Below are 24,574 nucleotides of genomic sequence, written 5' to 3' on the forward strand. Positions count from 1 at the left end.
CCGTTCTGCCGGCCAGCCATAGGGGCATTGTTGATACCGATAACCTTGCCAACACGGGGAATGCGACCCTCCATCCCCGTTTTAAACTCAACGCCATTGTCGTCGCGGTTTGTCTCGATGGCGTAGGCGCCGTGGCGCTGCGCCTCGGATTCACGTGTACAGCCAATCCGGGACAACTCGATAGTGTTAAATCCGAAGCGGTCTGCAACCTCCTGCGAATAGACGCTGGCTTGATCGTCCTGATAGTTATTCTGTGGGTTGCTGTAAGTGACGATGGCCGCGCTATAGTTGGTCCGCTCGGACGTGCTGGAGAACGTGAAGGAGCCGACAATATTCGATTTGTTGAAAACAAAATCGGGGTCCATCTCACGCGGCATATCGGCATCAACCGACAGCAGATTATTCGACCAGCTAATCATGCCCCGAAAAATGTTCGCGAGATCCATTAATACGGTCCAGGCGTCAGTCCGCTGGGATATATACAGATCGCAGAGATAACGGGCCTCTTTTCCGCCAGCACCATCTGAGACCGGCGCATCGCAATACTGGCCGATCTGATACAGGGTCCATTTATCCACCTGGTCGGACGAAATACGCTTTCCAAGTCCATAGCGTTTGTTCAGCACCAGATCGTAAAAAATCCAGGCGGGGTTATTCGACCAGGCCCACTTGAAGGTCCCGTCCCAGCTTCCGCTGTAGGTACGTTCGACAGGGTCATAGTTCGACGGTACGCGAATGACCAGCCCCTTTGCCTTGACCGTCACGGTCGGTGTCCGGCCATCAAAAAGCGTTGAATCGAACTGAACGAACAACAGCGCGGTGTTCGGATAGCGCAGTTTGGCGTCAACGATTTCCGTTATCGACTCGATACGACTTACGTCCGCCGTTTTGTTATTATTCTTATTCTCAGTCAGACGGCGAACGCGGATCTGCCAGCCGGAGTTTGCCCGCGGCAAATCGATGCGGTAGCTGCGCTCATAGCCCGTGTTAGCTATGCCATCGACGGTATCGCGGCCATATTCGGTATACGTGCTGCCGTCTGTTGAAACATCGATAGCGAACTCAATGCGGTAACCATCTTTGCCACCGCTGTCACGCAGGCTGTAGACCCCGTTCGGAAATTTAATACGCAGGCGAACAGCCGACAGCTGCGTGTTGTTGATCGCCTTTACCCACGGGGTGCCAGACTTGATTTCCGTGCTGACGCTGATTTCGTTTTCGACCGCCGGGAAACCCTGAATGTAATCCTGGTCAACCAGACCACTGCGCCACTCCCACGTCACGCCCGGAAAATTTTCATGGCCATCGGCATCGAGCAACGGCGTACCGTCGAGGCAAATATCCTGACCGGTAAACTGACCGGCAATTTGACCTTCTGACAGTGCCAGCAAGATTTTCATATAGGCGACCGAGGCAATTTCCGTCCCGCGATTCTGCCCGTTATCCTTGTTACCACCGTTATTTTTAGCGCCAGCGATTCCTTTTATTTCAGCCATTCTCAAACTCCGGGCAAAAAAAATCCCGCCGTGGCGGGAAGGGTAAAATGCATTTTTTTATTGCTGTTCTTCGGTATAAATACCGCCACTGATAATGACGCCGCCTATTTCACGCAGGCCATACAAGATCGGTACACCGTTGCCGGCAGCGACCTGATTAGCAGGCGCACCAAATGAGTACGATTTTTTCGTATCCCGATCCGTTGTCATACCCTGGGTACCGCTGGGCGCCAGCATTTGTACAACGCCGCCCAGCATCATCGCCGCCCCCATTTTGTAGAGGAACGGCGAGGCAGCGGCGGCAGGGGTAAAACTCAGCACCATACCAACGGCAACGAGTACGGCACCAAAAATGGTCTGGAACACCCCGGCTTTTTTACTGCCAATAATCACAGGCGCAATTTTGATTACGTCATGCACACCATTCAGAAACAGGTCATCCTGGCTCAGATTTTTTTCACCGTTAAAGACCATGTACGTGACTCCACGTCCCTCGCTGGTCTCCAGCCATCGTTCCAGTCCTGGAACCATGATGCACAGCGCGCGGATAGCCTCCCGTACAGAAGATACCGACAGGCGATGCTCCCGGCCGAACAACTTGCCCAGCTTGCCGTACAGGCGAACCAGAACCATTTTCTCTATCATATTAGTCGTCATTTTTATGCCTCAGCGTCAGCATGGTTCGCTCCCGCCAGATCCCACCGTATGGAACCTCACCACTCAGCTGGCCATACATGTGGTGCAACATTTTTCCGTTGCCCAGGTAAATGCCGGCGTGGTTGATTTCGTCCGCTCTGTACTGCATGAGGATCACATCACCTGCCTGCAGCTCGCTGGCGTGAGAATAAAACCCGGCTTCCGCATAGTGCCGCACATACAGGTTTTCCCCCCGGGTCCACCAGTTGTCCTCTCTGGGAAAATCAGGCAGTTCGATACCACGCTCCTGCATATACCAGTCGCGGACCAGTCCATAGCAATCCCAGCTACCGTGGATAAACGGACGGTTCAGAAGAGGCGGGGAATCTTCCGGCGTCGTGATGGTGTAGTCGCCTCCTGGCCAGCTAATAATGATCCACGGCAGGCCTGTTTTCTGACAGCCCTGCAGGTCCTCGGCGGATGCATGCGGACCGGCATCCGGATGCGAATGCACTACGGCCAGCACGTCGCCGGCATCCTCTGCGGCAATCCAGTCACCGGCTGCGATCCGAAAATGCTCCGTCGGCATTTCATGACTGTTTTCGCAGCGAATATATCGGCGCTGCCGCCCGACCCGTGTAATCAGGCCACAGCATTCGTTCGGGTAAACATCCGCGGCGTGCGCCTCAATAGCGGTTTTCAGTCTCTGGCTCAGCATGACTACATCCTCAGCAGACCAATAGCCGGGAATCCGCCAAACGGCAGCATGGCATCATCACCAAAACGTAACTTACAGCCCGCGACCGTTCCCGGGCAGACGTCCAGTGCCGGGTTGTCTACCGGATTGCCGAATTTGTCGTAATAACGCGTGCCGGTATAGCCGCAGTCAGCACCACGGTACTGGCCCTGCATGCACCAGGCACAACGGTTGGTCATCTGGCGTGCAGGCAACTTCTGTCCGGTAACATCCACCGGCGAGCTAAGCTTGAACTGGACCTGTTCATCGTCATCGCTGGATTTACTGTCAATGTAAAAAACATCAATCTGCTCTGCTGTCGGGTCAGCCTGTGGGTTGCCGTCAGGGAAGTTCCTGGCATCGAGATAGTGCGCATACGTGCGGTGAACCGTTACCTTCGCCTGCTTCATATCCTGGAACATGTGGCATAACGCACTGATTGAGCCATCCAGGTTCGCAATGGACAGCTTGGGGGAAGCTGGCGAACCTTCACCGTTGGACTCAACGTCCTCGATCTCACATGGCCAGAGCGTATATTTCACGCCCTGCCAGTAAATCGGTTTGCCCGTCAGCTTTTCCGCATCGCTGCCAGCGGCGATAATTTCTTCTTCGGTATACGGAATAGCGTGGTTGTGAAAATACAGTACGTCTGCACCAAAAGTGGTGCCATCCACTTCGAACAGAGTGATGACGTTCCCGGGTTCCAGTTTTTGATCGTCGGCTGCAATGCCCATAATGTCCTCGCTGCGGGACCGTAGTCCCAATAATAAAAAACCCCGCTGAGCGGGGTTAAGTTGATGGTATGGGTGCCGGACGGCACGGGAGGTTAACGGGGAAAGTGGTAGCCAGCATCGGTACAGATTGGCATCATCACCTCTATCATATCGTCGCTATAAATGATGACACCTGCCTGAATGATTTTCCCCTCTCCACTTCTTTTTACTGCCGCTGTTAACAGCGCCTTGCCTGCATAACCACCATAAGCATTTTTGGCGTTAATTTGTGCGCAATAGGAGTTACCTCCCATATCCGGTTGCCAATAAATTTTTGCGCTATCCGGATCTTTTAGCTCTTGCTTAGCAGACTCTTCGATAATCTTTTTTTCCGACGCTGTTAGCTCACGTGCTGCCGTTGTACCGGAAAAAAGAACGGCGATGCTGGCCAGCGCCAGTACCATTTTTTGCATTATCATTCTCCATTATATCGGTGCGGCTCTGTATGCCGTCACAAACGTAACAGTAACGGTCATGCGCGCAAAATCAAGCAGTTGAGGCTTTATCTGTGTCGCACGGTATAGCCCCAGTTCTCCCAGCGGATTAACCCACAGGAATGCGCTTGTTTCACCGTGACGGCGTAAAAACTGCAGGATCGGCATGACCTCCTCCCTGTAGTCGGTGAATGTCAGTGGCCATGATTGCGATTCAGGATTAATACCGTCGCCAGTGATCTGCTCATAACCATCACCATATTTCACGGACCGGGTCGCATATTTAATATCCGCGGCAGGACCATTCAGCGGCGACCAGTCGAAGGTTTCCAGTGCGGCCATTAGCGCATGCTCCTCAGTTTCACATCGATCATCCCACCGTTACCCATTTCCTTATCCAGGGTGCTCAAAACTATCTGAACGATTTGTTGCTTCATCTGAGCGATACCACTCTCTGACCGCTTCCCGGACTGATCCGGATTACCGTTACTATTGACCACCTGTATCGGGATATTAACCGTTATTCCCCCTGCTGCTCGCTGGCTCTCACCAGTCATTGGAAGCGGCCCGCTCGGCACGCCAGCCAGCCCACCGTTGGCGTAGCCACTACCGTAAGTTAACTGGTTCAGAAAGCTGAGCATGCCTGGCCTTTTAACCACCTCCTGTGGCACAACCCACTCACCCCGGTGGACTGGTCCGGCAACCTCATACTTCCCGCCATCACCGGTATACCCTCCGCCGGAGAATCCAGACAGAAACCCGCCAAAATCCGCGAGGATGCCAATCCCGGACCCCGACATAGCAGAGCCTGCAGATCGGATAGACTGAAAAAAGAGCATTTTTGTTATCATCTGCCCAATATCGTCAATGATAGACAGCGCCATCTCCTTGAAGGACGATTTACCCCGCGACGCCATTTGCCAGATAGAATTGGCCATGCCGTCCATTGCATTGACGGAGGTGTCACGAACCTGGGCATAAATGTTGGTTGCATCGGCGCCCCATTCACGCAACCCTGCGCGTAACCCCTCGGTCCATGAACCCTCAATCTGCGCTTTATCCCGGGCACCATTGCGAACGATGCTCAGTTGCTTTTGTTCTTCTGCATTTAGGAAGCGTGTTTGTTGTTGAAAATACGCCTCCTCAGTTGGTTTGATTTTTTTCTCTGCATCCTCGCGCAGCTTTGCAAATTTCGACCTGACCTGCTGCTCCTTTGCCATCTGGTCATAGGCGGCGCTGCTCATCGTCATCCTGGCCACGTTGGCATCCATCTCGGCCTGTAGCTGAATGGTTGAGCGGTGCAGCTCATTATTCTCCTGTTGCATTTTCAGCGACAGCTGGCGCTGCACGTTCGCCTTCTCCAGCTGTACATTGATGTTCAGCTGAGCGCGCAGCTCCTGCTCAGCATTGAGAATGCTGCGCTGCCCGGCGGTCAGGATTTTTTTTGCCTTGAGATCGGCGATCTCCTGGTTGAACTGCAGCAGCTTTCGCTCTGAACCGGTCAGGTTAACGGTCTGCTGGTTTTGCTGACGAAGAACCGATTCCTGCTCGCGCAGACTCTGCAGACGCTGGGTGGCCTGGTCATCTTTGTACGCCGCCGGTTTCTTCTGCTTCTCCCCGTACAATTTTTCTATACCGCGTAACGCCTGCGCGTACTCTTCCGTTCCTTTCTTGAGAGTGCGATTGAGAACCGCCAGTGCATCGGCGCGCTGCTTCTCTTTTGTCACGCCAGCAGCCATCAGTCCTTGAACGGTATTTTCGGCCTTCAGGCGATCAGCTGTATCTTTCCGCAGCTTCTCTTGCTCCTTCCGCAGCCTTTCCACCTCTTCGCGCTGTTTTATCGCCGGGTCCGGGCTGGGTGTCAGGTTTATTCCCAATGCTGACGCCTGCGCCTGGGCTGTGGCCATCTGGGCGTCACCCATTGTTTTAAACGCGCTGCTGACATAATCCTTCAGCGATTTCCAGGCCCCTTTCAGCCCGTCAACCTTATCTTCCTGATCCTTTATCTGCTTTTCCAGCTCGGCCATCGCCTGCTTTTGCAGGAGCGCCGTAGCCTCACTTTCCCTGCCCTGGCGCTGCAGCGTGACTATCTGATCGATAAACGTCGCGTTTAGCTGAATTCCCTGATTGTTCAGCTTCTCCATCGCCTGGACAGGATCGCCCTGCAGATTCGTGAGCATCGAGACCAGATCCCCCGAACTCTGCCCCAGCTCTTCCATCCGGGCGCCAAGTCCGGCAACGCGGTCCAGCATTTCACCACCGAATCCGGCATTAACAGACGCGGTGATAGCTTTTACGGCACCGTCAGTATCTCCCAGCTGCGACTGCAGGCTCTGGAGATACTGAACCGACATAATCGACTGCTGCCCTGATTTGAATAACGCATTGCTGTAGCCGCTGATAGTTTCCTGAGACTTTGAAAACGACGAATAGAGCATCGTCACCGCGCCGGCGATCGCCATGATACCGATCCCGACCGGGCCACCGACCAGCGCCAGGGCGCCATGCAGTGTTCCCGCCGCCGCCGCCGCTGCGCGCTGCCGGAACGTCAGCTCCTGGCTGGCCGTGGCCAGCGTTCGCGTTGAGGTGGTCAGGGTACGCTTGGCGTCAGACTCAGCGATATCTGCGGCCAGAACCTCTTTTGTGGCTTCTGCCAGGCTCTTTTTCCCGCGGGCCTCAGCTATATTGGCCTCGCTGATGGTGCGGGCGTTTTTCGCGTGCTCTGCTTCATAGCTGGCCGTGATGCCATACTGCTTATTGACCTCTGCCTGTTTGGCATAATACTCATCCAGCGCAAACGCCTTCTCGCGCTCCGCCTGCGCCGCCTGAATCGTTTGTACGGCTGCTTTCTGCCGCGCCAGTGCCTCTTCTCGCAGCGTGCGGGCATTGTTGATAGACGCCTGCGCGCCATCTACCGCCGCCTGCGATGCGGCAATCTGAGCCTGTCGCTGTAGCTCCAGACTTTGGGTGCTACTGGTCAGCGCAGTACTCATACCTTCGGTCAGCGCCGAGATCGCCGCAGTGGTGAAACTGCTGCCGGTAACGCCACTACCGGCAGACAGATTCGCCAGTACGTTACGCATCTCATCCAGCCCGGTAAGCCGTAGTGACCCCAGCTTTTCGATACGTTTATCCAGCCTGGAAAATTCAGCATCAGCGGCTTTTACACCTACGCCGATCCCCTTAAAGGCAGCCTCAGTTTTTGCCGCATCAGCCTGTGCCTTTTTGTTGAACTGCTGTGCGTTGCCATCCGCCTGACGCATTGCGTCAGCGAACTGCGAATTAAACGTCGCACGGTTGAGGTGCAATGCGACGGCGAGTGATGCTACATCAGCCATTTCCAAGAACCCTCAGGCAGTTTTCAAAATCATCATCCCGGGCCACGGCAGAGGGTGCTGCAGATGACTGTGGAGCCGCCAGCGGTGGTTTTCCCTCTTCTTTAAGGAGCGCAAAGTACGCCTCCCAGTAGGTCAGGATGTTCGCAGGCATGGCGGCCAGTTTCGTGGGGTCCGGCTCACCCCAGCGATCTGCCAGCGCAAACAGGGTGCGCAGCTGGGGTGATTCGGTTAGTTTTTTTTGGCATCTTCCAGTGTGCCGATAGCATGACGCTGTACAGCAATGACTGCCTCCAGCAGATCTGCTCCCGAATGGGCTGACAGAAAAGCCTCTGCAGCCGGGAGTTCATCCGCTGCCGGGCGGCTTCCGTCCTCATTTACCAGCGCAGATAGAAACAGTGTGATGCCACGGATAGAGGTCTGGCGAGCGTTGTCATCGCTCTTTTCCAGTGCCTGCAGATCGGCTTCATAATCCCATAGTTCCTCCTGCGTCAGGCGGCGGATAAAGATCTGCTGGCCAAGCAGCGTAATCGGGTGGGCTTTGATAATAGGGTTGAGAAGGTTTTGATAATTCACAGTCGTTATTCCTTTTATTCAGTGCCACTATTGGCGGCGTTCGTGGTAGTCCACTTCACGCCGCCGTTCTGCTTGCCGTATACCTCGTCCTGCAGGACTTTACCATCAGGCTGGTCAACGGCCTGCTGCGCCCATCCGGACAGCACCAGCTCCATTTCCGCCGAGCGGCCATTTGGGAAGTCGAAGAAAAACACCACGGTCTTATTGGCCTCCGCCGCTTCCAGCAATGCCTGCTGATTCGCATCTGTCGGATCGGCAATAAACACCAGGGTCTTATCCTCACCCTCGCCCATATCGGCCATGTATTTCGGATCACGGTCAATCAGGCGTGTCACCTTCATGAAGGTGCCCTTTTTGCCTACGGCACCGATGGCCATCGTACTTTGCAGTAGTTTTGCCGCCGCCTTCAGCGTGCCTTTCATACCCCAGTACGTGCGGGTTCCCGCCGGAATGCTTGCATATTCCGAAGGGCTTTTAATGACGTCTTCACTCATTTTTTTCTCTCTCTTTTTGACTACCGGCCTTCCAGCCCATAGCGAATTTCAGCTGTCAGTATCGACAGCACTTTTTCGACGTTGTAATCCAGCGCCGGACGGATAAACGGCTTAGCCACCTGTTTCACCGTGCCGAACTCCTGCGCCAACGCTTTCATGTGATGCGCTTTGCTGGGACCGACTCGAAACGTGATGAGAGTCCCGTAGCGCTCGCTCTTTGCTCCGCTGGTTGAGCTACGGATTTTGATCGTGTCGCGCATGTGCGGCCCGCCGCTTAACTCGTCGTAGCCGGCGTTTTGCTGCATATCCTCCTGCACGATGGCCAGCGCCCGGCGCCCGGCATCACGCAACAACCTGGTGCTGACTTTCTTGTCCATCTCGGAAATCAGGCGTTCAAAATCCTTCCCCGACGGGAATTTCATCTCAATGCGCATGGGGTTACTCCGGAGTGGTGAATATAAAGTCGCGCACCAGACGGTACTGGATGCGACCACTGGTCAGCGTGATCTTGTCCTGCTGGATACTGCCGCGCGTCACGTAACTGACCGGACAATCCTCAAGCCGGCTTTGCACAATGGCTTTCCATTCTGACCAAAGCTGCTTATCCAGCATCAGCAGGCGGCTGTAGTTATCGATCAGATAAATCGCCACCTGTATGCGGACAGAGGAAATCCCGGTTCTGGCCAGGCCAGCCCCTACCGGCGCATCCGAAATACGCTGGTATGTCACCCCTTCCTGGACCGTGTCCGGCAGTAAAAGCGGATACGCATTCATGCCGGTGATGCGCTCCAGCGCACCCTTAATCGCCAGCTCTATCATGCCGCCCGTCAGCCTCCCCCGTGATAATGATCCGGTCCGTTTTGCGGTCGATATTCCGGACGGTATAAACCAGGTTTTTCGTCGTGATTTTCCAGTCGATATCAACCAGCACACCCGGATAGACCGTAAACAGGCAGGTTTCCACCACCTGCTGCTGATCCAGCGTGCGGACTTTTCGCCCCGATACCAGCTCCCGTTTTGCCCACGCTTTTCCCGATTCAACCTGCTTTTCCGGTAGCGGTTCGCCCAGCGGCCCCCGACCGGACTGAACGTAGCTAATCGCAATGCGACAGTTCATATCACCCGGTTTCAGGCTCATAGCGTATGCTCCTGCAGGGGGAAAAGAAGATGCCTCACCGCAGCGGTTTCCAGCCACTGTCCGGTATGGCCATTCAGATACGCATCGCTGATCAGAAACTGAATGGCCAGCCGGATATCTTCATCCGCGATAAATCCGCGGACGGTTTCCGGGAGTGCCTGCAGCTCTTCATCACTGGTGACCAGCTTGCAGTAATAATCACGCTCGATGCTCCGCTGCGCGGCGTTCACCATTTGCGTGAGCATGGCGTCATGCTCCGTGAAATCCAGTTCCAGGCGTAGCTGGGTTTTCACATCATCCAATGTCAGTATCAAAATCGCTGTCTCCCGGCTTCGGTTTCAGCGCACGTTCGGCATCCTCCGGCCATACCGCGATACGCCGGTTAACCAGCTCTTCGGCGCGCGTTCCTTCAAAGCACGCGATATCTCCACGGGAATAACGGTGGTGCGGCCCAAGGAACACAACGGATTTACGCTCTGCCTGTGCGACCACGGTCGCATGGTTGTCCTGTGCGACCGTTTCTTCCGACTCCACTGCTTTATTTTTCGCAGCCATAACATTCTCCTGAAAGGGAAAAGCCCGCATATGCGGGCCGTATTTACTGAGGGATGGGTTAGAACAGGACGCCGGTACCCAGCACCAGGCCTTCCGGATGACGGAAGCCAATATCATGCTCAGTAACAACGCGGATTAGCGACTGGTTACGGGAAAACGCAGATACCAGGGTGCCATCGGCATCGATGTAAGAGGCTTCCTTCGAGAAGTCGACTTTCATATTGCCGTCTTCAGCAATAACCACATCATTGAAGTCAGCAAAGTAAATCTCAGTCTCCTTACCCCCGGTCCCCAGATTCGCAGGGATCGCGCTGGTACGCTGAACCGGATATCCTTTAAGTAATCCCTGAGCCATTTCCGGATAGACTTTGTTGCCGTTGCCGTCACGCAGCCCAAACAACTTCATATAGGTACGGTTCGACATGCCCCAGCCGCTGCTGATCATATTGCTGTTGCCGTCCATCGCCATCAAAATGATCTTGTCCAGGTACTCGTCAACCGTGTTCAGGTTGATCGCTGCATCAGCTTCCCACGGCAGCAGGCGGTTCCACTGCGTCGCGCGCGCCTTCATACCAATCGGTGTATCGCCGGTACCGTCATCGCGCATAAAGGCTTTATCCTCACGCACTGAGATGGCGGTCAGAATATCCTGCAGGACCAGCTGCTCGACGTTGAATCCGGCGCGGCCAATCAGTGCATTGGAAATAGGCACCATCGCAATCAGAGTTTTCGCCGTAAGTTTTACATCATCAAAGCGTGTTTCTGATGTCTTGGCGTCTTTGTTTTCTCCTGTGTAGCTTGCCGTTGCTCCACCGGCCACGCGTGGTAGCGTCATATTACCGTTAGGCAGCGGAACGGGACGGGCACCCAGCTTGCGGACGATGGTTCGGTCGCTCAGTAGCTCGATCACCTCACTGTGGAGGTTCTGCGGAATAAGCACACCCCCGGACGCCGCTGCGGTGGAAATGGCCATCGATACGGACTGGTCATTCAGCTCTTCTGAAGCGAATTTTGCCGCGTCCTGCAGATTCCCTGCGCCTGCGGCGACAGACATAACCAGTCGGGTCATGCCAGCACCGGTGTACTGTTTCGGCTCCTGCTTAACAATAATGCCGGGGGCCTGCTGAGTCGCTTTCACGGGTTTTGCGACCAGCGCCGCAGCACGTTCGGCGGCTTCCAGACGTTCAATTTTGGCGCTGATATCAGTGAACTGCTGCTGCAGGTTCGCAAACTCCGTCATCTGCTCCGCAGTCAGCGTGCCGCCGCTGGCGTCAATGGTTGCCAGGGCCTGAACCTGTTCGTTGATACCCGCACGCTGACGACGCAATTCTTCAATATGTGGCATTTTATTTCTCTCTTTTTAGACATAAAAAAAGCAGCCTGCTGGCTGCTTAAGGTGACGCGGTTTGTGTTTGCGCCGGGTTACATTTTGGTTTGCAGGTCCATCGCGGCTGCCTGCATCTGAATGGAGGTTTTTTGACGGGGTTGCTGATACTTTGCCGCGATAGCATTGATCGCCGCCTGGGGGTCAGAGACTTCATCCGCCAGGCCGGCTGACACAGCGCCAGGGCCAAAATACAGCCCCGCCTGCGTATCAATGATGGCCTGCTGCTTCAGGCCGCGATATTCGGCCACCGACCCCGTAAACGTCTCGTACATTTCGTCGATCATGCCCTGGAACATACCCAGCGACTCTTCACTCAGTGGTTCATGTTGGGTGCCGTTATTTTTGTTATCTCCCCGGTAAATGGTGGTGAACGTCAGCCCCATTTTTTCTTCCATCTTCGACGTATCGAGGTGCTCCATGATCACACCAATCGACCCCACGCCACTGGTCTGGCTGACGATGATTTTGCTGCAGGCCGATGCGATGAAATACGCGGCGGAATACGCGCTGTAGTTCACAATCGCCGTGATGGGTTTCGTGTCGCGAGACTGATAAATGTAATCGGCCAGCTCCTTGCACCCCACCGCTGCGCCGCCGCCGGAGTTAATATCCAGAACGATTTCGCTGATTGAGGGGTCGTTTAACGCAGCCTGCAACTGCCCGCGGATCCGCTCGTAGCTGGTCAGCTCGGAGCACATCGCCGTAATCTGCCCCCGGCGTGGAACGAGAATGCCGTGAACGGGGATCACCGCCACCCCGCCGGTGGGCTGGACCTGCTCAGCAGCAGGTGATTTACCCGGATTCAATGCCATCTGAATGGCGGCATCTTCGGTGATCCCCTGAATACGGGGGATGAGCACCGCTTTCACGGAGTCCATTGTTTGCCGCGTCACGTAATGCGGCACGCCAAAGACCATATCTGCCAGGTGCGGCAGGTTAATTAATTTCGTTGTCATGTTGTCTTCCAGGTCATCCCGCGCGGCGGGAAATAATCAGGCTCTGGCCAGAAGGGTTTCGATTTCGGCCAGCTGTTTTGCTGTCGGCGACTTATCGCCAGGAAGGATCTTCGCGCTGTCGACCATATTGAGCGGCGTCAGGTATTTGTCCCCGCCGGCAATTGGCGGCAGATTCTCCATACGCCGGATATCGTTAGTGGATAGCCATCCCCACTGGCGGCCCAGCGCATACGATTCATAGCGTGACTTCTGGTCGCCTCGCAGCAGCCCGGAAACGTTGAACTCGATGTACAAATCGCGGCGTTCGCTGGGCAGAAGCAGATCGCGCTGCAGCGCACCCTCATGGCGTTTCAGCCATGCCAGCAGCGTGTACATCACGAACTGCAGGCCCTGGTGCTCAATGTTGTTGTTGGTCGCTTTCGCCAACATCTGCACCATATGTGGCGGGATTTTATAGAGCCGGCAGACCTCTTCCACGCCCCACTGCCGCGACTGTAGCAGCTGCGCCTTTTCGTTATCCTGCGACAGTTGTTTGTAGCTCATGCCCTCCTGCAGCAATGCCACAGAGAACATATTGTGAATACCGGAATGGCGCTCGGTCCATTTCGCCAGCAGGCGATCAATAGCATCCTGGCTTTTAATGGTCGCGGCCTCTTTCGGACGCTCTATCACCCCGCTCATCGTTGTCCCGCGCCGGAATGTCGCGGCCGCATGCTCCTCAACCGCCAGATTTAGCCCCAGAACATCGGCGTTCGTCTGAATGGGGGAACTGCCGATATAGCCATCCAGAGAAAAGACCTTCACATGGTGCATCATGCGCATCGGCAGAATTTCACCGACTTCCGGGAGTTCGTAATACGGCATACCGTCCGGCCCTTTCAGCACAATGACCTTTTTCGGGTTAATGGGGATCAGCTCTTTCGGGTAGCCTTTTCCGTCCCGTTCGATGATCGAGTAGCAATTTCCCTCAAGCCCCAGCAACCCCTGCTGCTGCTCGAAATACTCGAATGAGGTGTCTTTCCTGTTGGGCTGGGAGTGAATCAGGTCATAAACCGGGTGGTCCGTCGCACGCTGGCGCCCGCCATTTTTATCCCGCCGGTAGAGTTCGCACGGCAGCTGCGCGACGGACTCCGCCAGGAGGGTGACACAGGCCCGGACCGCTGAAAGTCCAAGAGCGGTTTCCGGCGTGATTATGATGCCAGTTTTGCTCTGGCTTGAACGAACCCCGCCCAGCATGGCTTCCCAGAAGCTATTACCCGAGTATTGTCGGCCCCTGAACATCTGGGGTAGGAACATTATTTACCTCCGCCATTGCTGACGCCGGAGGAAAAGGCCCGGGTTGTCATATATGACCAGCCCAGACAAATAATCCCTCCTGTTATCAATCCCACTGATGGAGAAATAAGCCAGGCGCCTGCTGATAACAATCCAGCACCAGTGAGGCCGACAATAAAACTCAGAACTGAAATTAGCATGCTATATCTTCCTCATCATATACGGATGTCATCACTGAACTGTTAAGCATGGCGCGCCCCAGCCCCATCATTAAACCAACCGCACCATCTATCTTGTTCTGCCGCCCTTCCTTCCCGGGACGCACAATATCGTCACTTCCGGGAAGATACTGGCCGACAATATTGGAAATACACCAGTTCATGACAGGGTGTCCGTCATGATGGAATCTCCCCGAGATGAGCGCAGCCTCAATCTCTCTCATAGGATCACTCATATGGGTAAAATTTTGTCTTATCTCGACAGGCTCAAGCCCCTCTTCCTCGAGCATGTGACGTAATGAAGTCGCGCCATAAGGGTCAATGGGGCATTGGGCAATTTTTACGGTATTCCGCAATTTCAGGATCGTTTCAAATATCAGTCTGTAATCAACTTCACCGCCATCGGTCGGGATCAACTTCCCCTGCCGGATAAAGGACTGATAACGTTCTGCGGTACTCTTCAGCGCGGTCTCCTGCGAGTAAATGGTTTCTTCCGGTGCCCAGAACAGAGGAGAAACACAGTAAAAATGTGTTATTCCGTCTATTTCACGACGAAAAACCGGAACCACGGCATTGAGGTCAACTTTCGAGGCCAGATCGATACCCAGCCAGCATTCCTCCCCTTCAAAATCTGACAACTTAAGGGTTTTATCGGCCGCATCCATCCATTTTCTCAGGTCGTAATAAGCTGATTTTGCACTTACCCAGCGATTGAAATGTTTGGTCAGAATCTTGTTTGTCTGCCCGGGCGTCGACATACCCAATAATTGTTTCGCCCGGAGAAAATCTGCTTTTACCGAAATGCCATAGTTGGGGTTTGCCTTGATTAATGCCTCAGGAGTCGTCCAGTCATCATCGTCATCAAGGCCATAAATCAGCCCAAATATGGTTTCATTTTCCTCGCCATTACGGGTTCTCCGCAGGATCTCGACAACCTGAGTACGCTTTTCATAGCAAGGGGATGTAATGTCATAGCCGGCAGTGGTGATGATCAGTGTCATCGGTTGTTCACGAGCCCCCATACCGGTGGTCATGGTGGTGTAAAGCGCATCAGTAGTATGTTCGTGATATTCATCAATGATGGCGCATGATGGCGAATCACCATCCCCCGGGTCACCGATCACAGGCGCAAAAACCGAACCGTCAGGGCGCGTCATTTTTTTTGCCCAGGGTTTTATCGAGAATTTTTGCCGCAATGCCGGCAGCTTTTTCACCATTTGCAGCGCCGGAGAAAATACCTTCCATGCCTGTTTTTCAGTCGTGGCGCCGCAATAGACTTCTGCACCATGCTCGCCATCTGCACAAAACATATAATTTCCTACAGCAGCGGCAATAGCGGATTTCCCGTTCTTTCTGGGCACCTCGATATAGATTTCAGAGAAACGACGCAGGCCTGTCTTCTTGTGTACCCATCCAAACGGTACGCCAAGAGCGAACTTCTGCCAGGCTTCAAATTCAATCCGGAGTTTACGCCGGGCCCATTCCCCTGAGGTATGAGGCATTTTCTGGGCAAAACGAAGAAATCGTTCTGCTTTGTTTTTATCGAAGCGGTAGGGCCAGTGGGGATCCTTTGCTCGTTCGAGGTCGTCCAGATGTCGCTGACAGGCAAGTATCGTTAACTGACACGCCAGAATCTTCCCGCCAACGATATCCCGCGCATACTGGTTCGCTGCATTGACGTTCGGATAGGTTGCCATCAGTCAAACTCATCGAATTCATTCCCGTCATCGTCCGGATCCTTTTGTCCGCTGGTCATGCGAAGACGACTGAGCGGATCTAACCCCAACAGAGAGCCCAGGCGGGCAAGCTGGGAAACCGAGTCATTCCGGACATTAACTGCAGGGTGTTTTTTCAGCCCCCCCATTTCACTTTCTGAGGTCAGTCCGCTGGCCAGCATTTTTTCGGCTTCGAGCATCAGATGAAAAGCATTGCAGTAAGCCAGCAACAAAGGTGCGTCCTCCAGCTCAAACACCCCTCGGTCGATGAGTATTTTGCTTTGCGTCTTCCACATTCTTATTGCCGCCTCCCCCATTAACTCAGCAGGAGGCGCAATACGTGTTAATTTGCTTTTTTGCCCGGTGGGTAAAGTGGGTTTTCGGCCACCACCGGACGATCGAATTCCTCCGGCCATAAACGTTCCTTTGATAGATGAAACCTTCCGGAAAAAAGTTTCTTATTTCTGGCGTGTAAAAATAGACTTCAACGGGCAGTCCCGAAGCGCGAAAGGGGTCAGGGATTTGCTCCCCCCTCCCCCCTGGCTGCTGCTGTCTCAGTCGAGGTGGAGGTCGTCATTCCGGCTGCGCCGGCAGCGAATATGGTTCGCACTGCGTGGGCCGGCATATATCAGACGTTCAATGAACACCAGTTGTTATACCGGCGGTCAGGATCCTGTCGCTGTAGCAGATCCTCCATCGGCCTGCAGTACGCTTTCTGGAAGCCGTTCATCTAATGGCTGGTTCTCGAAAACCTTCATCCCAAACTGACCAATCCAGGTGCTAACTGAGTTGATGTTCCCTGCGATGAAGTCGGTCACCTCGGCGATCAATCCTTTAACGACGACATCCGTGCTCTGACGCCAGTAATTCTCAATCGCGACCAGCAACGGATCGGAACCATTACTGACAGATTGTTCACCTACGCTATACGTTTTTTTCTTCGCGCTATCGGTTATACATCGCAGCTGGCTGGTCTGGACGGCTCCAACCTCTGCTGCAATTACCTGCATCGTCAACGTAGCCACTTTGTTCCCGTCTGCATCAGCGCTGGATGCATAGAACATGGAGAGCGTCAGATCCGTGCGTTTATACATCATTGCTTACCTCCCCTACGATGGCGGGAACGACGACCGCCGGGAAACGGAGATTGTTGATCCTGTACCAGCTCACCCACTAAAGGTTCCTGGGCCGACTCAGCAGCCGGTGCCGGTGCAATATCATGCGCAATCGTCAGTTTCAGCAGTGGGCGGCCGCCCTGGACATGCTCAAAATGGATGCCATGCACGGCTTCATTCATTCGTGACTGACCATCAGTCTCCAGAACGGTCAAAACGCCATCAACGTATTCAATTTTGAAACTCTTCATCGGGTTCTCTCTGTTGCTGTTTTCTTGCTGTGGCAGGTCCAGCACAATGACTCCAGATTAAAGTCATCATCGGTACCACCATGAGCTTTAGGAATGATGTGGTCGACACTTGAAGCTTTCGTGGCAATACCGTCTCGCCTGCAGTTCTGACAAAGGTATTTATCCCTCTTCATGATACGGGCCCGTTTAATTTCCCACGGACGACCATAACCACGTTCATGCCGAGTTTTTCCGGGCTGATAGTTACGCCAGCCATCACCGGCGTGTTGCTGCCGATGGATCTCACAGAACCCACTGACATCATTCGTTACTGCCGTGCATCCTTTGTGCCGGCAAGGTCGTTTAGCGCGTGGAGGCATAACTTTTTCCGAAGTTAGTGATAACGCAGTCGTTAACACCGTTTTGTGTTACAGGGATGATGCCAGGGTGAACTTGGGTGAACTTGATGCCATATTCACCCCAATAAAAAGCCCCGCATAAGCGGGGCTGTAGATTCAGAAATATGGTTTTGGCTACTGGTAGGTATATGCGAAATGCCCTTCGATCTGAGATCTGACATCAACAGTTTCGTCTAACTTTAAGGAATCATAGCCCTTAATATGGAAATGAGGCTCATATGCATAAATCGTAATAAATGCATATGACCCTTCATCTCCCGTGAAAATCTCATATTTGACGCGAGAAAGACCGGCACCAACTAACATGTATGTATCCAGAAGCTTCTGGGTATTCATCATCCATTCCTTTTCCTTTAAAAATCCTTATCAGCATACATGAATTCGATGGATGACGACTGCAATGAATTCTTGCAGGCTTCAAAAAAACCTCAATATCAGTAAGTTAATACCCATACAGCCCCCCAAATATGCCAAAAAATAAAGCAGAAAGCAGCCAGGCAAGTGCAGTCTTCTTCATTAGCACTCCGTAAAATGCTATAGACATTGCTAGACACATCGTTATAAAAACTGGCCACATAGTCAATAAAAAAAGCAAATAACCAAAAAACCCACTATTAATAGTTATATTCACCGCTAACTTAACCCTGACGTTCTAAATATGAGCTGTATCGCATGACACCATGCAATCTGTTCTTTCTGGCGAACTATAGCATTATCAAAGCCACTTAGTGAATGCTTGATGCCTTAGCCGCTGAGCTCCGTTAACTGATTTACACCCGCTACGCTTGTTATATCCGGAGTGTTGTCTAAACTATCTAATGACTTTGCTCTGCCACGACAAAGTCCGTCGTTCTACCTGTGAGCTTAGGGATGAGCCACTTCCTGTAGTATCTGGCCTTCCATTTTTTCTCAAAACCAGTAGAAAAACATCCCGCAATCTGACTATACTCCTACATTGGCTGCCCCTGCAGCACCCCGTCAATCTGTCGGATTTACTCCACGGGGTTTTTTATAACCTGAAACTGCTGGACAAAAGACTCCAAGAACTAAGCCCACCAGCAGCACATTTCCAGGATATCCATAAACAGGATACCTAAGAGTTGTTATGTCCTTCGAACATATAAGGCGCGTATGATGATTAGTTATATTCAAACCTGAGCTCATCAAGCCTTAATGGTTTTCTTATAAAAGTATTTTTGCATTAGATAATGAGTATCTGCCCCTCGCACAATGCGCAAAGCATAGGGGAGGATTCATCGTAATCACCATTTCCATCGGTGTAATTATTAACCACCCAAAGAGTGTAATCAATCGTGTCATCTCTGACAAGATTGATATTCCCAGCATTCTGTTCACCTCGTAAAATATACTTACCTTGCTTATCTTTTATACCATGAGAGAGAGTCCCACTCCTTTATTAAAATAATAGATAAAATCTTAAGTCCACCATCTGATACAAGTACTTCCAATGACAGTTTGTCACCTGAAGCTGGATCAGACATTCTTGCATAACATTTTCTAATCACAACCAACCTACTCATTTTTGGGTAGGGTATAAGCAAGGCAGGGACTGAATTCAACAAGAAAATAACCTATCGGGCTATCGCTTTATAATAAGCCTGCCAGCGGTACTTATCCAATCTCAGTTGCCGCAAGCACTGAGTGCTTTCAATATCAGCCTGCAGATCTTCGTCGCTGTCCTTCGCGGCGTCACTTGCTTTGCACGGCGGGCTCATCAAATCCGGGGATGGAGTTGGCAGCATCGATGGCGCGCTGACGCAGCTGCACAGCATCATCATCAAACCTGCATACAATACGATTCGGAGACTGAACATATTTCACCACGTCACGGGTTATTGTTTTGTAGATGACCTTACCCGCTTCGTTAGCAGTAGCGGCCTTTTCCTCTACAGGCTTAATGGTACTCTCGGCCTTCTCTCTCTTCTTTGAAGCTTGAGCATTGATGTGATCAGCGTGAGAACTCCAGCCTGAGCGCCACGAAATCACGTTAGAGGCCAGCAGGATTGTTATAGCGATGATAACGGCGGTTAAGCGACTCATCTTTGCTCCCATAAACAAACTTCACGCTCAACTTCCCTCCGGGTAATAAGTCCTTTCCACTGCTTACCTTTGGCATAGGTCCAGCGGAGCAGTTGATCGCACGCTCCTTTAGGGTCACCCTGGTTGATTTTGCGAAGCAGTGTGGAGGTCTGGAAGTTACCAGTTCCGACGTTATAGGCGAACGAGTACAAAGCCCCACGCATAGTTTCTGGGATCGGTTTTTTGATGTAAGGGTTGATCTGCCTGGCGACGGTATTCAGGTCTTTATTTAGTAGCGCCCGACACTCTGCCTCGGTATAGGTTTTGCCGAGCATGATGTCTTTACCTGTGTGGCCGTAGCAAACCGTCCAGACACCTACCACATCCTGATAAGGGTCGTATCGCACTCCCTCAAGCCCATCATTACCCGTCGGGCCAGTAATGAGTGCAGAGGCAATCGCAAAGGCTCCACCGCCGACTGCAGCAAGAACGCTTTTACGTAGTGTCGGAGACATTATTCACCTCGCACAGCTTTTCGCCGGTCTTCTTTAATTTTGAAATACAGATTCGTCAGGTATGTCAGCAAGCCAAATACCAGACTTCCCAGAACACCAATAGCGGCCCACTGGGATGGGGATACTTTGTCGAGCAATTGCAACATCCAGAACCCCGCGTTACCTGCGGACGTTCCGTAGGCAATACCTGTTGTTAGCTTGTCCATTCGATACATACTCCACCTCCGGATTAACGGGGTGCTTTGTGCGTGTAGGGGGTCAGGCCCATCGGGCTGATTTAACAACGAGCCGTATCGATGATGATTCCCGTGAGCCTGAAATGAAAAAGGCCACGCAAATGCGCAGCCTTTGAATAGATCCGCTGGAAAAGAACAGCCTACGCGTTAACGTGGGCTTGAGGTGAAGTTGTGGTGCCGGGTGCCTCCCGGTAAGCCTTTGGTCAGCCACCATGACTCGCGCATTCGGTTTAGCAATAAAACAATACTGTTTACGCCCCTCCGCTCAGGGGGATTCACCACCCATAAAACTTAACATCTCAATAACGTCTCTTCAATGCCAAACGTCGCTATGACCTAATTTTTCGGCGTAAAGCATCCTTCTGTTCCGCTTCTTATTGCTTTGAGCCTCACTCCGTTGAAGGGGAAAGGAGTTCCTGCAAATGAATCCATCGCCTTCCTTGTTTTGATGATTTATTTGGGCAGATTACGAGCAAAAAAAACCCGCCAGAGAAGCGGGAAGAAAATTGGCAACCAAGGCTGTAACGAAAGGAAGGTGCACCTAATAGTCCGAGCTACCGATTTACCAGGAAGCATTCACTTTTGCCTTTACGTTCTATAAACATAGCAGAGCAACCGCAAAAGTAAACCCACTATGAAATATTCAATATGCTTAGTGACAGTGTGGTGCCGGGTGCCTCCCGGTGAGCATGCCCCAGTCGGCATGGCCCGCGCTGCATTTACAGGTTTCTGTAACTGACTGGTCGCCCCTCCGCATAGGGGGATTCACCACATCAATAATTTAGGATGCAAACATTCAAAGTGTCAATATCTGACCATACCGCCAGCGCCTCTGCCATAATATAAGCCAGCAACAGCCCACTTAAATTGTATGCATTCTGATACTTGAAGCTATTGCAAAGCCCTGACTCAATGCAGTCACCCACTGATATCAGGTAAATACGAGGTAAGTAAAATGCTATCTACTGATAACCAAAGAATTTCAGAGATTTTTGAACGTTTGGCAGAAATAGCAGCTAAAACCGCTGAATTAACAAGCAACCCTAATCTATCCCCTGCTCAAAAGTAGGCAGCATGTGACAGTTACTTTATCGAACATGATCAGTTAACAACCGAAGCCCTAGAGATCTTCAAAAAAATCATTAAAAATCCTCGGTGAATGCTGAAGCATGTGAGATTGCGTATGCAATACGACGATATGACAGGGGTATTGATGCAGCGCATCTCGCGAATACCCCTGTCGTATCGCCGGAAAGCAAAAACCCCGCACGGGCGGGGTCTTCGTTATATTCAGATTGTCGCTTTTTGTCGCTGCCGAGTGGCGCAGCTCTGCCAAGCATGAAGGGATTATCTAACTTTCTGGCCCATTTTCAATACCAAAAAGTCAACATAGCACTTTTTGCTAATCCGCATGAATCGCCTTATGAACAGAAAGGAAAGCTTTTGCTCTGAATATTTCAAGACACCAGCGCACTCTTTTCCGGGCCTCACTGTCTGTTAACCATGGCGCCACCAGCTGTATTTCCCGTGTTATGTCTGAGATTTTTTTGCGGGTGGTGTAATAGTTAACGCCAACGAGATAAACAGGATCACCCGTTTCAAATATCGCCAGTACACATCGTTCAACAAATTCAACATCATCCTCAGTGATCGCAGCGTCAATGGCCACAGTTGCAGGTTTTGGCCACAAAATGGCATGCGCCCTGCTTAGTGCCTGCCGCCCGCGATAGCCTTCACTCCTTGCCTGCTCAATTGCTGCCGTAAAGCGCTCTAATGCTCTATCTGACCAGTGATCACCCTTCATACCTCGCCAGCATGAATGTCCTGATGGTTTGCGAGGGGCCGCACCTCCTCTCATACCTTCTCCCCATACAGTAAGCAGAGATTTTATCCAGGCGGACTGAATGCCATTAAGGGGAGTGAATCGGCCCAGCCAGCTTTTGCGCGGGGCGGCGGCCACTGTTTCTAATCCTGCACGGTGTAGACGGCGTTGACGTGGTGTCATTCTGTTCTTCTCCTTACTACGCCAGAACGCCGAGCGCGTATGCCCGGTCCAGCAATTTAATAATCAATACCGGCTGGGTGCCGTATTCACGCTCAAAAGCGGCAGGGTCATGGTGCAAAGCACGGTGGTGCTTGCGGCATAATGGGATCGTAAAAATATCGTGGGCCTTGGTGCCTACGCCGCCCTGCCCCCAGCCAATAAGATGATGGGCATCATCTGCAGGCTGCCCACAGCACATACACGGCTGTTTTTTAACCCATGAGATAAAGTCAGCTGATAACCATCGGCTCCGCTTAGGTCTCGCGAATAGTGTCGCCGGTGCAACAGGATCGACGTTCACAGGAACCAGAGGTTTGCCCGGCGTTGTTTTTGCCGTTGGCCTGATTGCTTTTTCGATACGGGGAGAAAGAATGCTGGTGGCCGGTACCGACGGAACGATCTCACTCTCCCTGTAAACAGATTTAATGCCATCGTCTTTAATACGCAGGGATCGGCGCGCCATTTCTTCTGTAATTTCATCGCCAATCCCGGCGCCTACCGCCCACCAGCATAGCTCCGCCAGTGACAATGATCGCTGAGCGTCCAGCCCAAGCGCGATGCGGGCAGTGTCGATTACCCAGTCAGCGTTATTAACACCTACCAGTTGATCGAGGGTGTGTTCCGTTTGGTTTTTCAGCTCATTATCACAGTGCCAGCATGCGATTATTACACCCGTCGAATGGCGAAACGGGACGAGCTCATGGTGATGGTAATCGGAATGTGTCCACTGACAGTTTTTAACCTGCCTACGCAACCATGACTCGAGGGCACTAACCCCACCAGCTGCAGTGATAACCGCCTTCTTCATGAAAAAAGGTCTGATCCCTATATCATCCCGCAATGGCTGCCGGGCATCAGGAAGACGTCCACTGGGTATCTTTTTCATGCTTGCCGGCGGTATTTCAACAAGAACTCGGCCGGCACCGAATAACGGCATTAATTCACTACCCGGCTTAAGCAGCACAATTCCAAGATGACGTGCAATATCCACGTTAAGCAAAGCTCGCATCAGTCCCTCCACATCTTCTGTATGTAGGTCCTGTCAATCCGTGGCGGCTTCTTCGATTCCGGCAACAACACGCGGATCTCCCACGATGCAAAGTCTCTGGATAAGCTCTTCTCAACCACACAGTTATTTTTACGGTATCGATCCACCAGCTCTGTAGCCTCAGCCTCTGAAAGCTGCTCGTGTAAAAACCAACTTTTCTTCATGGCTGATCACCGAACAGTCGCAAAAACTCAATCGCTCTTTCACGCGCGCCGGGTTCTTCAGCGATCATTTCCTGCAGCAGCTGCACGGCGAGCATAGGCTCCTTTCGCCCGACGATGGAAATTCCTCTGGAGACACGGCGAGAGAGTTTTATGAAATTTTTTCTCTCTAACGCACGCAGATGCAACAGGACAGCATTAGACGAGCTAACGCCGAGCATATCGGCCAGCTCAGATAGCGTAGGTGGGTAGCCATGCTGATTGATGTAGGCCACCAGCAGATCGAAAACTTCCTGCTGTCGAAAAGTGAGTTTCGAAGACGAGAGTAAACCGGCGCTCGTTGAAGGAGCACCAGTCAGAGGGGATTTTGATACTTCGGTTGTTTGCGTCATGGCTTCTCTCCGTGACGCAGCAGGTATAGGTTGTTCAGGCCTATGACGGGATTGTAACAGAACCAGGGGGAACCTGGTAACCAACTCCAGACCTAGCCTTTTCAATCATCTGTGAAAAAAGAGAGAGAGTCCCCACTATCTCATCCGGCTGCAAAGGCATAAACGAAACAGTGTCGCCGCGCCGGTACATTAAAGCGCGCTCACACACAGGAAAGGATGTAAGACGAGCAACGATCACCCCATCGTCGCATCTGATAATTGCATAGCCGGTGTTCGGCATTTCTTGTTTTTTACTCACAGCAAAATCCTCAAAATAAACCAGGCAAGCTACTGGACCTCAACTTAATAGAACCAGTCATCAGCGCTTTCCCAGGTGTCCTGCAGGATTTCCTCTACACGTTTTTTATCTCCGTCCATTCCACCAAGCACGGTCAACCCATCGGAGCTGGCCCGACGAATCACAAGACTGCAGTTATTAAAGTTTTGATCCAATCGCCGCAGTAGCTCCTTCTCCAGAGCAGGCACAGCGCCATCCGGCAATTTTTTTTGGCGATCAATTGTGATTTCCACTTTCATAACTAGCTCCTCACGCAAGTGTCGCGGTAGGGATACCCGTTACCGGGTACCCCCCGCACAGATCCCGGCGTGCG

At 52.4% G+C, this 24,574-nt stretch carries 31 protein-coding genes; all 31 read right to left on the reverse strand.

What is annotated here, in order from left to right; genetic code table 11:
• Positions 1–1,553: 1,553 nt before the first annotated feature.
• The 31 genes from ABLU50_RS13235 to ABLU50_RS13385 all read right to left on the reverse strand — a co-directional run bounded on the left by ABLU50_RS13235 (position 1,554) and on the right by ABLU50_RS13385 (position 24,500).
• A complete protein-coding gene (locus ABLU50_RS13235; protein WP_077257622.1) occupies positions 1,554–2,153 on the reverse strand; it encodes a tail assembly protein in 600 nt (199 codons plus the stop codon).
• Complete coding sequence (locus ABLU50_RS13240) at positions 2,143–2,850, reverse strand: C40 family peptidase (RefSeq protein ID WP_043875507.1); 708 nt, start codon at positions 2,848–2,850, stop codon at positions 2,143–2,145. Before ABLU50_RS13240 ends, ABLU50_RS13235 begins: the two co-directional genes overlap by 11 nt.
• A 2-nt stretch (positions 2,851–2,852) precedes the next feature.
• Positions 2,853–3,602 (reverse strand): phage minor tail protein L, encoded by a 750-nt coding sequence (locus tag ABLU50_RS13245; RefSeq protein ID WP_012542162.1) that lies wholly within the window; start codon positions 3,600–3,602, stop codon positions 2,853–2,855.
• A 92-nt stretch (positions 3,603–3,694) separates the two neighbouring features.
• Positions 3,695–4,054 (reverse strand): hypothetical protein, encoded by a 360-nt coding sequence (locus tag ABLU50_RS13250; RefSeq protein WP_043875508.1) that lies wholly within the window; start codon positions 4,052–4,054, stop codon positions 3,695–3,697.
• Positions 4,055–4,066: 12 nt separating this feature from the next.
• On the reverse strand, positions 4,067–4,417 hold the full coding sequence (locus ABLU50_RS13255; RefSeq protein ID WP_039103081.1) for a phage tail protein: 351 nt from the start codon (positions 4,415–4,417) through the stop codon (positions 4,067–4,069).
• Entirely contained in the window at positions 4,417–7,413 is a 2,997-nt protein-coding gene (locus tag ABLU50_RS13260) for a phage tail tape measure protein (RefSeq protein ID WP_043875509.1), read from the reverse strand. The genes ABLU50_RS13255 and ABLU50_RS13260 overlap by 1 nt, the downstream gene beginning before the upstream one ends.
• A gap of 228 nt (positions 7,414–7,641) precedes the next feature.
• Positions 7,642–7,986 carry a hypothetical protein gene (locus ABLU50_RS13265; protein WP_016160678.1) on the reverse strand — a complete coding sequence of 115 codons (345 nt, stop codon included), beginning with the start codon at positions 7,984–7,986 and terminating at the stop codon, positions 7,642–7,644.
• Between the two features lie 14 nt (positions 7,987–8,000).
• Positions 8,001–8,480, reverse strand: a complete 480-nt coding sequence (locus tag ABLU50_RS13270; protein ID WP_016160677.1) for a hypothetical protein — start codon at positions 8,478–8,480, stop codon at positions 8,001–8,003.
• A 20-nt stretch (positions 8,481–8,500) separates the two neighbouring features.
• Positions 8,501–8,914, reverse strand: a complete 414-nt coding sequence (locus ABLU50_RS13275; RefSeq protein WP_170320534.1) for an HK97-gp10 family putative phage morphogenesis protein — start codon at positions 8,912–8,914, stop codon at positions 8,501–8,503.
• Positions 8,915–8,918: 4 nt separating this feature from the next.
• A complete protein-coding gene (locus ABLU50_RS13280; protein WP_016160675.1) occupies positions 8,919–9,299 on the reverse strand; it encodes a hypothetical protein in 381 nt (126 codons plus the stop codon).
• Positions 9,280–9,618: a head-tail adaptor protein gene (locus ABLU50_RS13285; protein WP_014228910.1), complete on the reverse strand. Its 339-nt coding sequence runs from the start codon at positions 9,616–9,618 to the stop codon at positions 9,280–9,282. Before ABLU50_RS13285 ends, ABLU50_RS13280 begins: the two co-directional genes overlap by 20 nt.
• Positions 9,615–9,932, reverse strand: a complete 318-nt coding sequence (locus tag ABLU50_RS13290; protein ID WP_016160674.1) for a head-tail connector protein — start codon at positions 9,930–9,932, stop codon at positions 9,615–9,617. Before ABLU50_RS13290 ends, ABLU50_RS13285 begins: the two co-directional genes overlap by 4 nt.
• Positions 9,913–10,173 carry a hypothetical protein gene (locus ABLU50_RS13295; RefSeq protein ID WP_016160673.1) on the reverse strand — a complete coding sequence of 87 codons (261 nt, stop codon included), beginning with the start codon at positions 10,171–10,173 and terminating at the stop codon, positions 9,913–9,915. The genes ABLU50_RS13290 and ABLU50_RS13295 overlap by 20 nt, the downstream gene beginning before the upstream one ends.
• A 58-nt stretch (positions 10,174–10,231) precedes the next feature.
• A complete protein-coding gene (locus ABLU50_RS13300; RefSeq protein ID WP_004148013.1) occupies positions 10,232–11,518 on the reverse strand; it encodes a phage major capsid protein in 1,287 nt (428 codons plus the stop codon).
• 77 nt (positions 11,519–11,595) lie between these two features.
• Positions 11,596–12,516, reverse strand: coding sequence for a S49 family peptidase (locus ABLU50_RS13305; RefSeq protein WP_016160672.1), 921 nt, complete (start codon positions 12,514–12,516; stop codon positions 11,596–11,598).
• Between the two features lie 36 nt (positions 12,517–12,552).
• Positions 12,553–13,812: a phage portal protein gene (locus ABLU50_RS13310; RefSeq protein WP_012542166.1), complete on the reverse strand. Its 1,260-nt coding sequence runs from the start codon at positions 13,810–13,812 to the stop codon at positions 12,553–12,555.
• A complete protein-coding gene (locus ABLU50_RS13315; protein WP_017898992.1) occupies positions 13,812–13,991 on the reverse strand; it encodes a hypothetical protein in 180 nt (59 codons plus the stop codon). The genes ABLU50_RS13310 and ABLU50_RS13315 overlap by 1 nt, the downstream gene beginning before the upstream one ends.
• The gene (locus ABLU50_RS13320) at positions 13,985–15,706 is read right to left on the reverse strand and encodes a terminase TerL endonuclease subunit (RefSeq protein ID WP_043875510.1); all 1,722 of its coding nucleotides are present in this window, start codon (positions 15,704–15,706) and stop codon (positions 13,985–13,987) included. Before ABLU50_RS13320 ends, ABLU50_RS13315 begins: the two co-directional genes overlap by 7 nt.
• Positions 15,706–16,140: a phage terminase small subunit P27 family gene (locus ABLU50_RS13325; protein ID WP_012542168.1), complete on the reverse strand. Its 435-nt coding sequence runs from the start codon at positions 16,138–16,140 to the stop codon at positions 15,706–15,708. The genes ABLU50_RS13320 and ABLU50_RS13325 overlap by 1 nt, the downstream gene beginning before the upstream one ends.
• Positions 16,141–16,389: 249 nt before the next feature.
• Positions 16,390–16,821, reverse strand: a complete 432-nt coding sequence (locus ABLU50_RS13330) for a hypothetical protein (protein ID WP_017898991.1) — start codon at positions 16,819–16,821, stop codon at positions 16,390–16,392.
• Positions 16,818–17,135 (reverse strand): hypothetical protein, encoded by a 318-nt coding sequence (locus ABLU50_RS13335; protein WP_014228902.1) that lies wholly within the window; start codon positions 17,133–17,135, stop codon positions 16,818–16,820. The genes ABLU50_RS13330 and ABLU50_RS13335 overlap by 4 nt, the downstream gene beginning before the upstream one ends.
• A complete protein-coding gene (locus ABLU50_RS13340) occupies positions 17,087–17,449 on the reverse strand; it encodes an HNH endonuclease signature motif containing protein (protein WP_017898990.1) in 363 nt (120 codons plus the stop codon). The genes ABLU50_RS13335 and ABLU50_RS13340 overlap by 49 nt, the downstream gene beginning before the upstream one ends.
• 1,749 nt (positions 17,450–19,198) lie before the next feature.
• Positions 19,199–19,549, reverse strand: coding sequence for a hypothetical protein (locus ABLU50_RS13345; RefSeq protein ID WP_017898986.1), 351 nt, complete (start codon positions 19,547–19,549; stop codon positions 19,199–19,201).
• A complete protein-coding gene (locus ABLU50_RS13350) occupies positions 19,546–20,043 on the reverse strand; it encodes a lysozyme (RefSeq protein WP_023279523.1) in 498 nt (165 codons plus the stop codon). The genes ABLU50_RS13345 and ABLU50_RS13350 overlap by 4 nt, the downstream gene beginning before the upstream one ends.
• Positions 20,043–20,258 carry a class II holin family protein gene (locus ABLU50_RS13355; RefSeq protein WP_017880269.1) on the reverse strand — a complete coding sequence of 72 codons (216 nt, stop codon included), beginning with the start codon at positions 20,256–20,258 and terminating at the stop codon, positions 20,043–20,045. The genes ABLU50_RS13350 and ABLU50_RS13355 overlap by 1 nt, the downstream gene beginning before the upstream one ends.
• 1,423 nt (positions 20,259–21,681) lie before the next feature.
• The gene (locus tag ABLU50_RS13360; RefSeq protein ID WP_023342896.1) at positions 21,682–22,284 is read right to left on the reverse strand and encodes a hypothetical protein; all 603 of its coding nucleotides are present in this window, start codon (positions 22,282–22,284) and stop codon (positions 21,682–21,684) included.
• 16 nt (positions 22,285–22,300) lie between these two features.
• Entirely contained in the window at positions 22,301–23,332 is a 1,032-nt protein-coding gene (locus ABLU50_RS13365) for a DUF968 domain-containing protein (protein WP_043875511.1), read from the reverse strand.
• Positions 23,332–23,535, reverse strand: a complete 204-nt coding sequence (locus tag ABLU50_RS13370; protein WP_032735234.1) for a hypothetical protein — start codon at positions 23,533–23,535, stop codon at positions 23,332–23,334. Before ABLU50_RS13370 ends, ABLU50_RS13365 begins: the two co-directional genes overlap by 1 nt.
• Positions 23,532–23,924 carry a DNA-binding protein gene (locus ABLU50_RS13375; protein WP_043875512.1) on the reverse strand — a complete coding sequence of 131 codons (393 nt, stop codon included), beginning with the start codon at positions 23,922–23,924 and terminating at the stop codon, positions 23,532–23,534. The genes ABLU50_RS13370 and ABLU50_RS13375 overlap by 4 nt, the downstream gene beginning before the upstream one ends.
• 40 nt (positions 23,925–23,964) lie before the next feature.
• Entirely contained in the window at positions 23,965–24,222 is a 258-nt protein-coding gene (locus ABLU50_RS13380) for a hypothetical protein (RefSeq protein ID WP_223349746.1), read from the reverse strand.
• Positions 24,223–24,266: 44 nt separating this feature from the next.
• Positions 24,267–24,500 (reverse strand): DinI family protein, encoded by a 234-nt coding sequence (locus ABLU50_RS13385; protein ID WP_043875513.1) that lies wholly within the window; start codon positions 24,498–24,500, stop codon positions 24,267–24,269.
• Between the last annotated feature and the right edge of the window lie 74 nt (positions 24,501–24,574).

The sequence above is a fragment of the Klebsiella sp. GG_Kp173 genome (assembly GCF_040062415.1).
In the GTDB taxonomy this organism is placed as follows: Bacteria; Pseudomonadota; Gammaproteobacteria; order Enterobacterales; family Enterobacteriaceae; genus Klebsiella; species Klebsiella quasipneumoniae.

Excerpts from the sequence above, each read along its gene's own strand:
- ABLU50_RS13235 (WP_077257622.1), bottom strand. The coding sequence starts at position 2,153 with ATGACGACTAATATGATAGAGAAAATGGTTCTGGTTCGCCTGTACGGC.
- ABLU50_RS13240 (WP_043875507.1), bottom strand. The coding sequence starts at position 2,850 with ATGCTGAGCCAGAGACTGAAAACCGCTATTGAGGCGCACGCCGCGGAT.
- ABLU50_RS13245 (WP_012542162.1), bottom strand. The coding sequence starts at position 3,602 with ATGGGCATTGCAGCCGACGATCAAAAACTGGAACCCGGGAACGTCATC.
- ABLU50_RS13250 (WP_043875508.1), bottom strand. The coding sequence starts at position 4,054 with ATGCAAAAAATGGTACTGGCGCTGGCCAGCATCGCCGTTCTTTTTTCC.
- ABLU50_RS13255 (WP_039103081.1), bottom strand. The coding sequence starts at position 4,417 with ATGGCCGCACTGGAAACCTTCGACTGGTCGCCGCTGAATGGTCCTGCC.
- ABLU50_RS13260 (WP_043875509.1), bottom strand. The coding sequence starts at position 7,413 with ATGGCTGATGTAGCATCACTCGCCGTCGCATTGCACCTCAACCGTGCG.
- ABLU50_RS13270 (WP_016160677.1), bottom strand. The coding sequence starts at position 8,480 with ATGAGTGAAGACGTCATTAAAAGCCCTTCGGAATATGCAAGCATTCCG.
- ABLU50_RS13275 (WP_170320534.1), bottom strand. The coding sequence starts at position 8,914 with ATGCGCATTGAGATGAAATTCCCGTCGGGGAAGGATTTTGAACGCCTG.
- ABLU50_RS13280 (WP_016160675.1), bottom strand. The coding sequence starts at position 9,299 with ATGATAGAGCTGGCGATTAAGGGTGCGCTGGAGCGCATCACCGGCATG.
- ABLU50_RS13285 (WP_014228910.1), bottom strand. The coding sequence starts at position 9,618 with ATGAGCCTGAAACCGGGTGATATGAACTGTCGCATTGCGATTAGCTAC.
- ABLU50_RS13295 (WP_016160673.1), bottom strand. The coding sequence starts at position 10,173 with ATGGCTGCGAAAAATAAAGCAGTGGAGTCGGAAGAAACGGTCGCACAG.
- ABLU50_RS13300 (WP_004148013.1), bottom strand. The coding sequence starts at position 11,518 with ATGCCACATATTGAAGAATTGCGTCGTCAGCGTGCGGGTATCAACGAA.
- ABLU50_RS13305 (WP_016160672.1), bottom strand. The coding sequence starts at position 12,516 with ATGACAACGAAATTAATTAACCTGCCGCACCTGGCAGATATGGTCTTT.
- ABLU50_RS13310 (WP_012542166.1), bottom strand. The coding sequence starts at position 13,812 with ATGTTCCTACCCCAGATGTTCAGGGGCCGACAATACTCGGGTAATAGC.
- ABLU50_RS13315 (WP_017898992.1), bottom strand. The coding sequence starts at position 13,991 with ATGCTAATTTCAGTTCTGAGTTTTATTGTCGGCCTCACTGGTGCTGGA.
- ABLU50_RS13320 (WP_043875510.1), bottom strand. The coding sequence starts at position 15,706 with ATGGCAACCTATCCGAACGTCAATGCAGCGAACCAGTATGCGCGGGAT.
- ABLU50_RS13325 (WP_012542168.1), bottom strand. The coding sequence starts at position 16,140 with ATGGCCGGAGGAATTCGATCGTCCGGTGGTGGCCGAAAACCCACTTTA.
- ABLU50_RS13330 (WP_017898991.1), bottom strand. The coding sequence starts at position 16,821 with ATGATGTATAAACGCACGGATCTGACGCTCTCCATGTTCTATGCATCC.
- ABLU50_RS13340 (WP_017898990.1), bottom strand. The coding sequence starts at position 17,449 with ATGCCTCCACGCGCTAAACGACCTTGCCGGCACAAAGGATGCACGGCA.
- ABLU50_RS13345 (WP_017898986.1), bottom strand. The coding sequence starts at position 19,549 with ATGAGTCGCTTAACCGCCGTTATCATCGCTATAACAATCCTGCTGGCC.
- ABLU50_RS13350 (WP_023279523.1), bottom strand. The coding sequence starts at position 20,043 with ATGTCTCCGACACTACGTAAAAGCGTTCTTGCTGCAGTCGGCGGTGGA.
- ABLU50_RS13355 (WP_017880269.1), bottom strand. The coding sequence starts at position 20,258 with ATGTATCGAATGGACAAGCTAACAACAGGTATTGCCTACGGAACGTCC.
- ABLU50_RS13360 (WP_023342896.1), bottom strand. The coding sequence starts at position 22,284 with ATGACACCACGTCAACGCCGTCTACACCGTGCAGGATTAGAAACAGTG.
- ABLU50_RS13365 (WP_043875511.1), bottom strand. The coding sequence starts at position 23,332 with ATGCGAGCTTTGCTTAACGTGGATATTGCACGTCATCTTGGAATTGTG.
- ABLU50_RS13370 (WP_032735234.1), bottom strand. The coding sequence starts at position 23,535 with ATGAAGAAAAGTTGGTTTTTACACGAGCAGCTTTCAGAGGCTGAGGCT.
- ABLU50_RS13375 (WP_043875512.1), bottom strand. The coding sequence starts at position 23,924 with ATGACGCAAACAACCGAAGTATCAAAATCCCCTCTGACTGGTGCTCCT.
- ABLU50_RS13385 (WP_043875513.1), bottom strand. The coding sequence starts at position 24,500 with ATGAAAGTGGAAATCACAATTGATCGCCAAAAAAAATTGCCGGATGGC.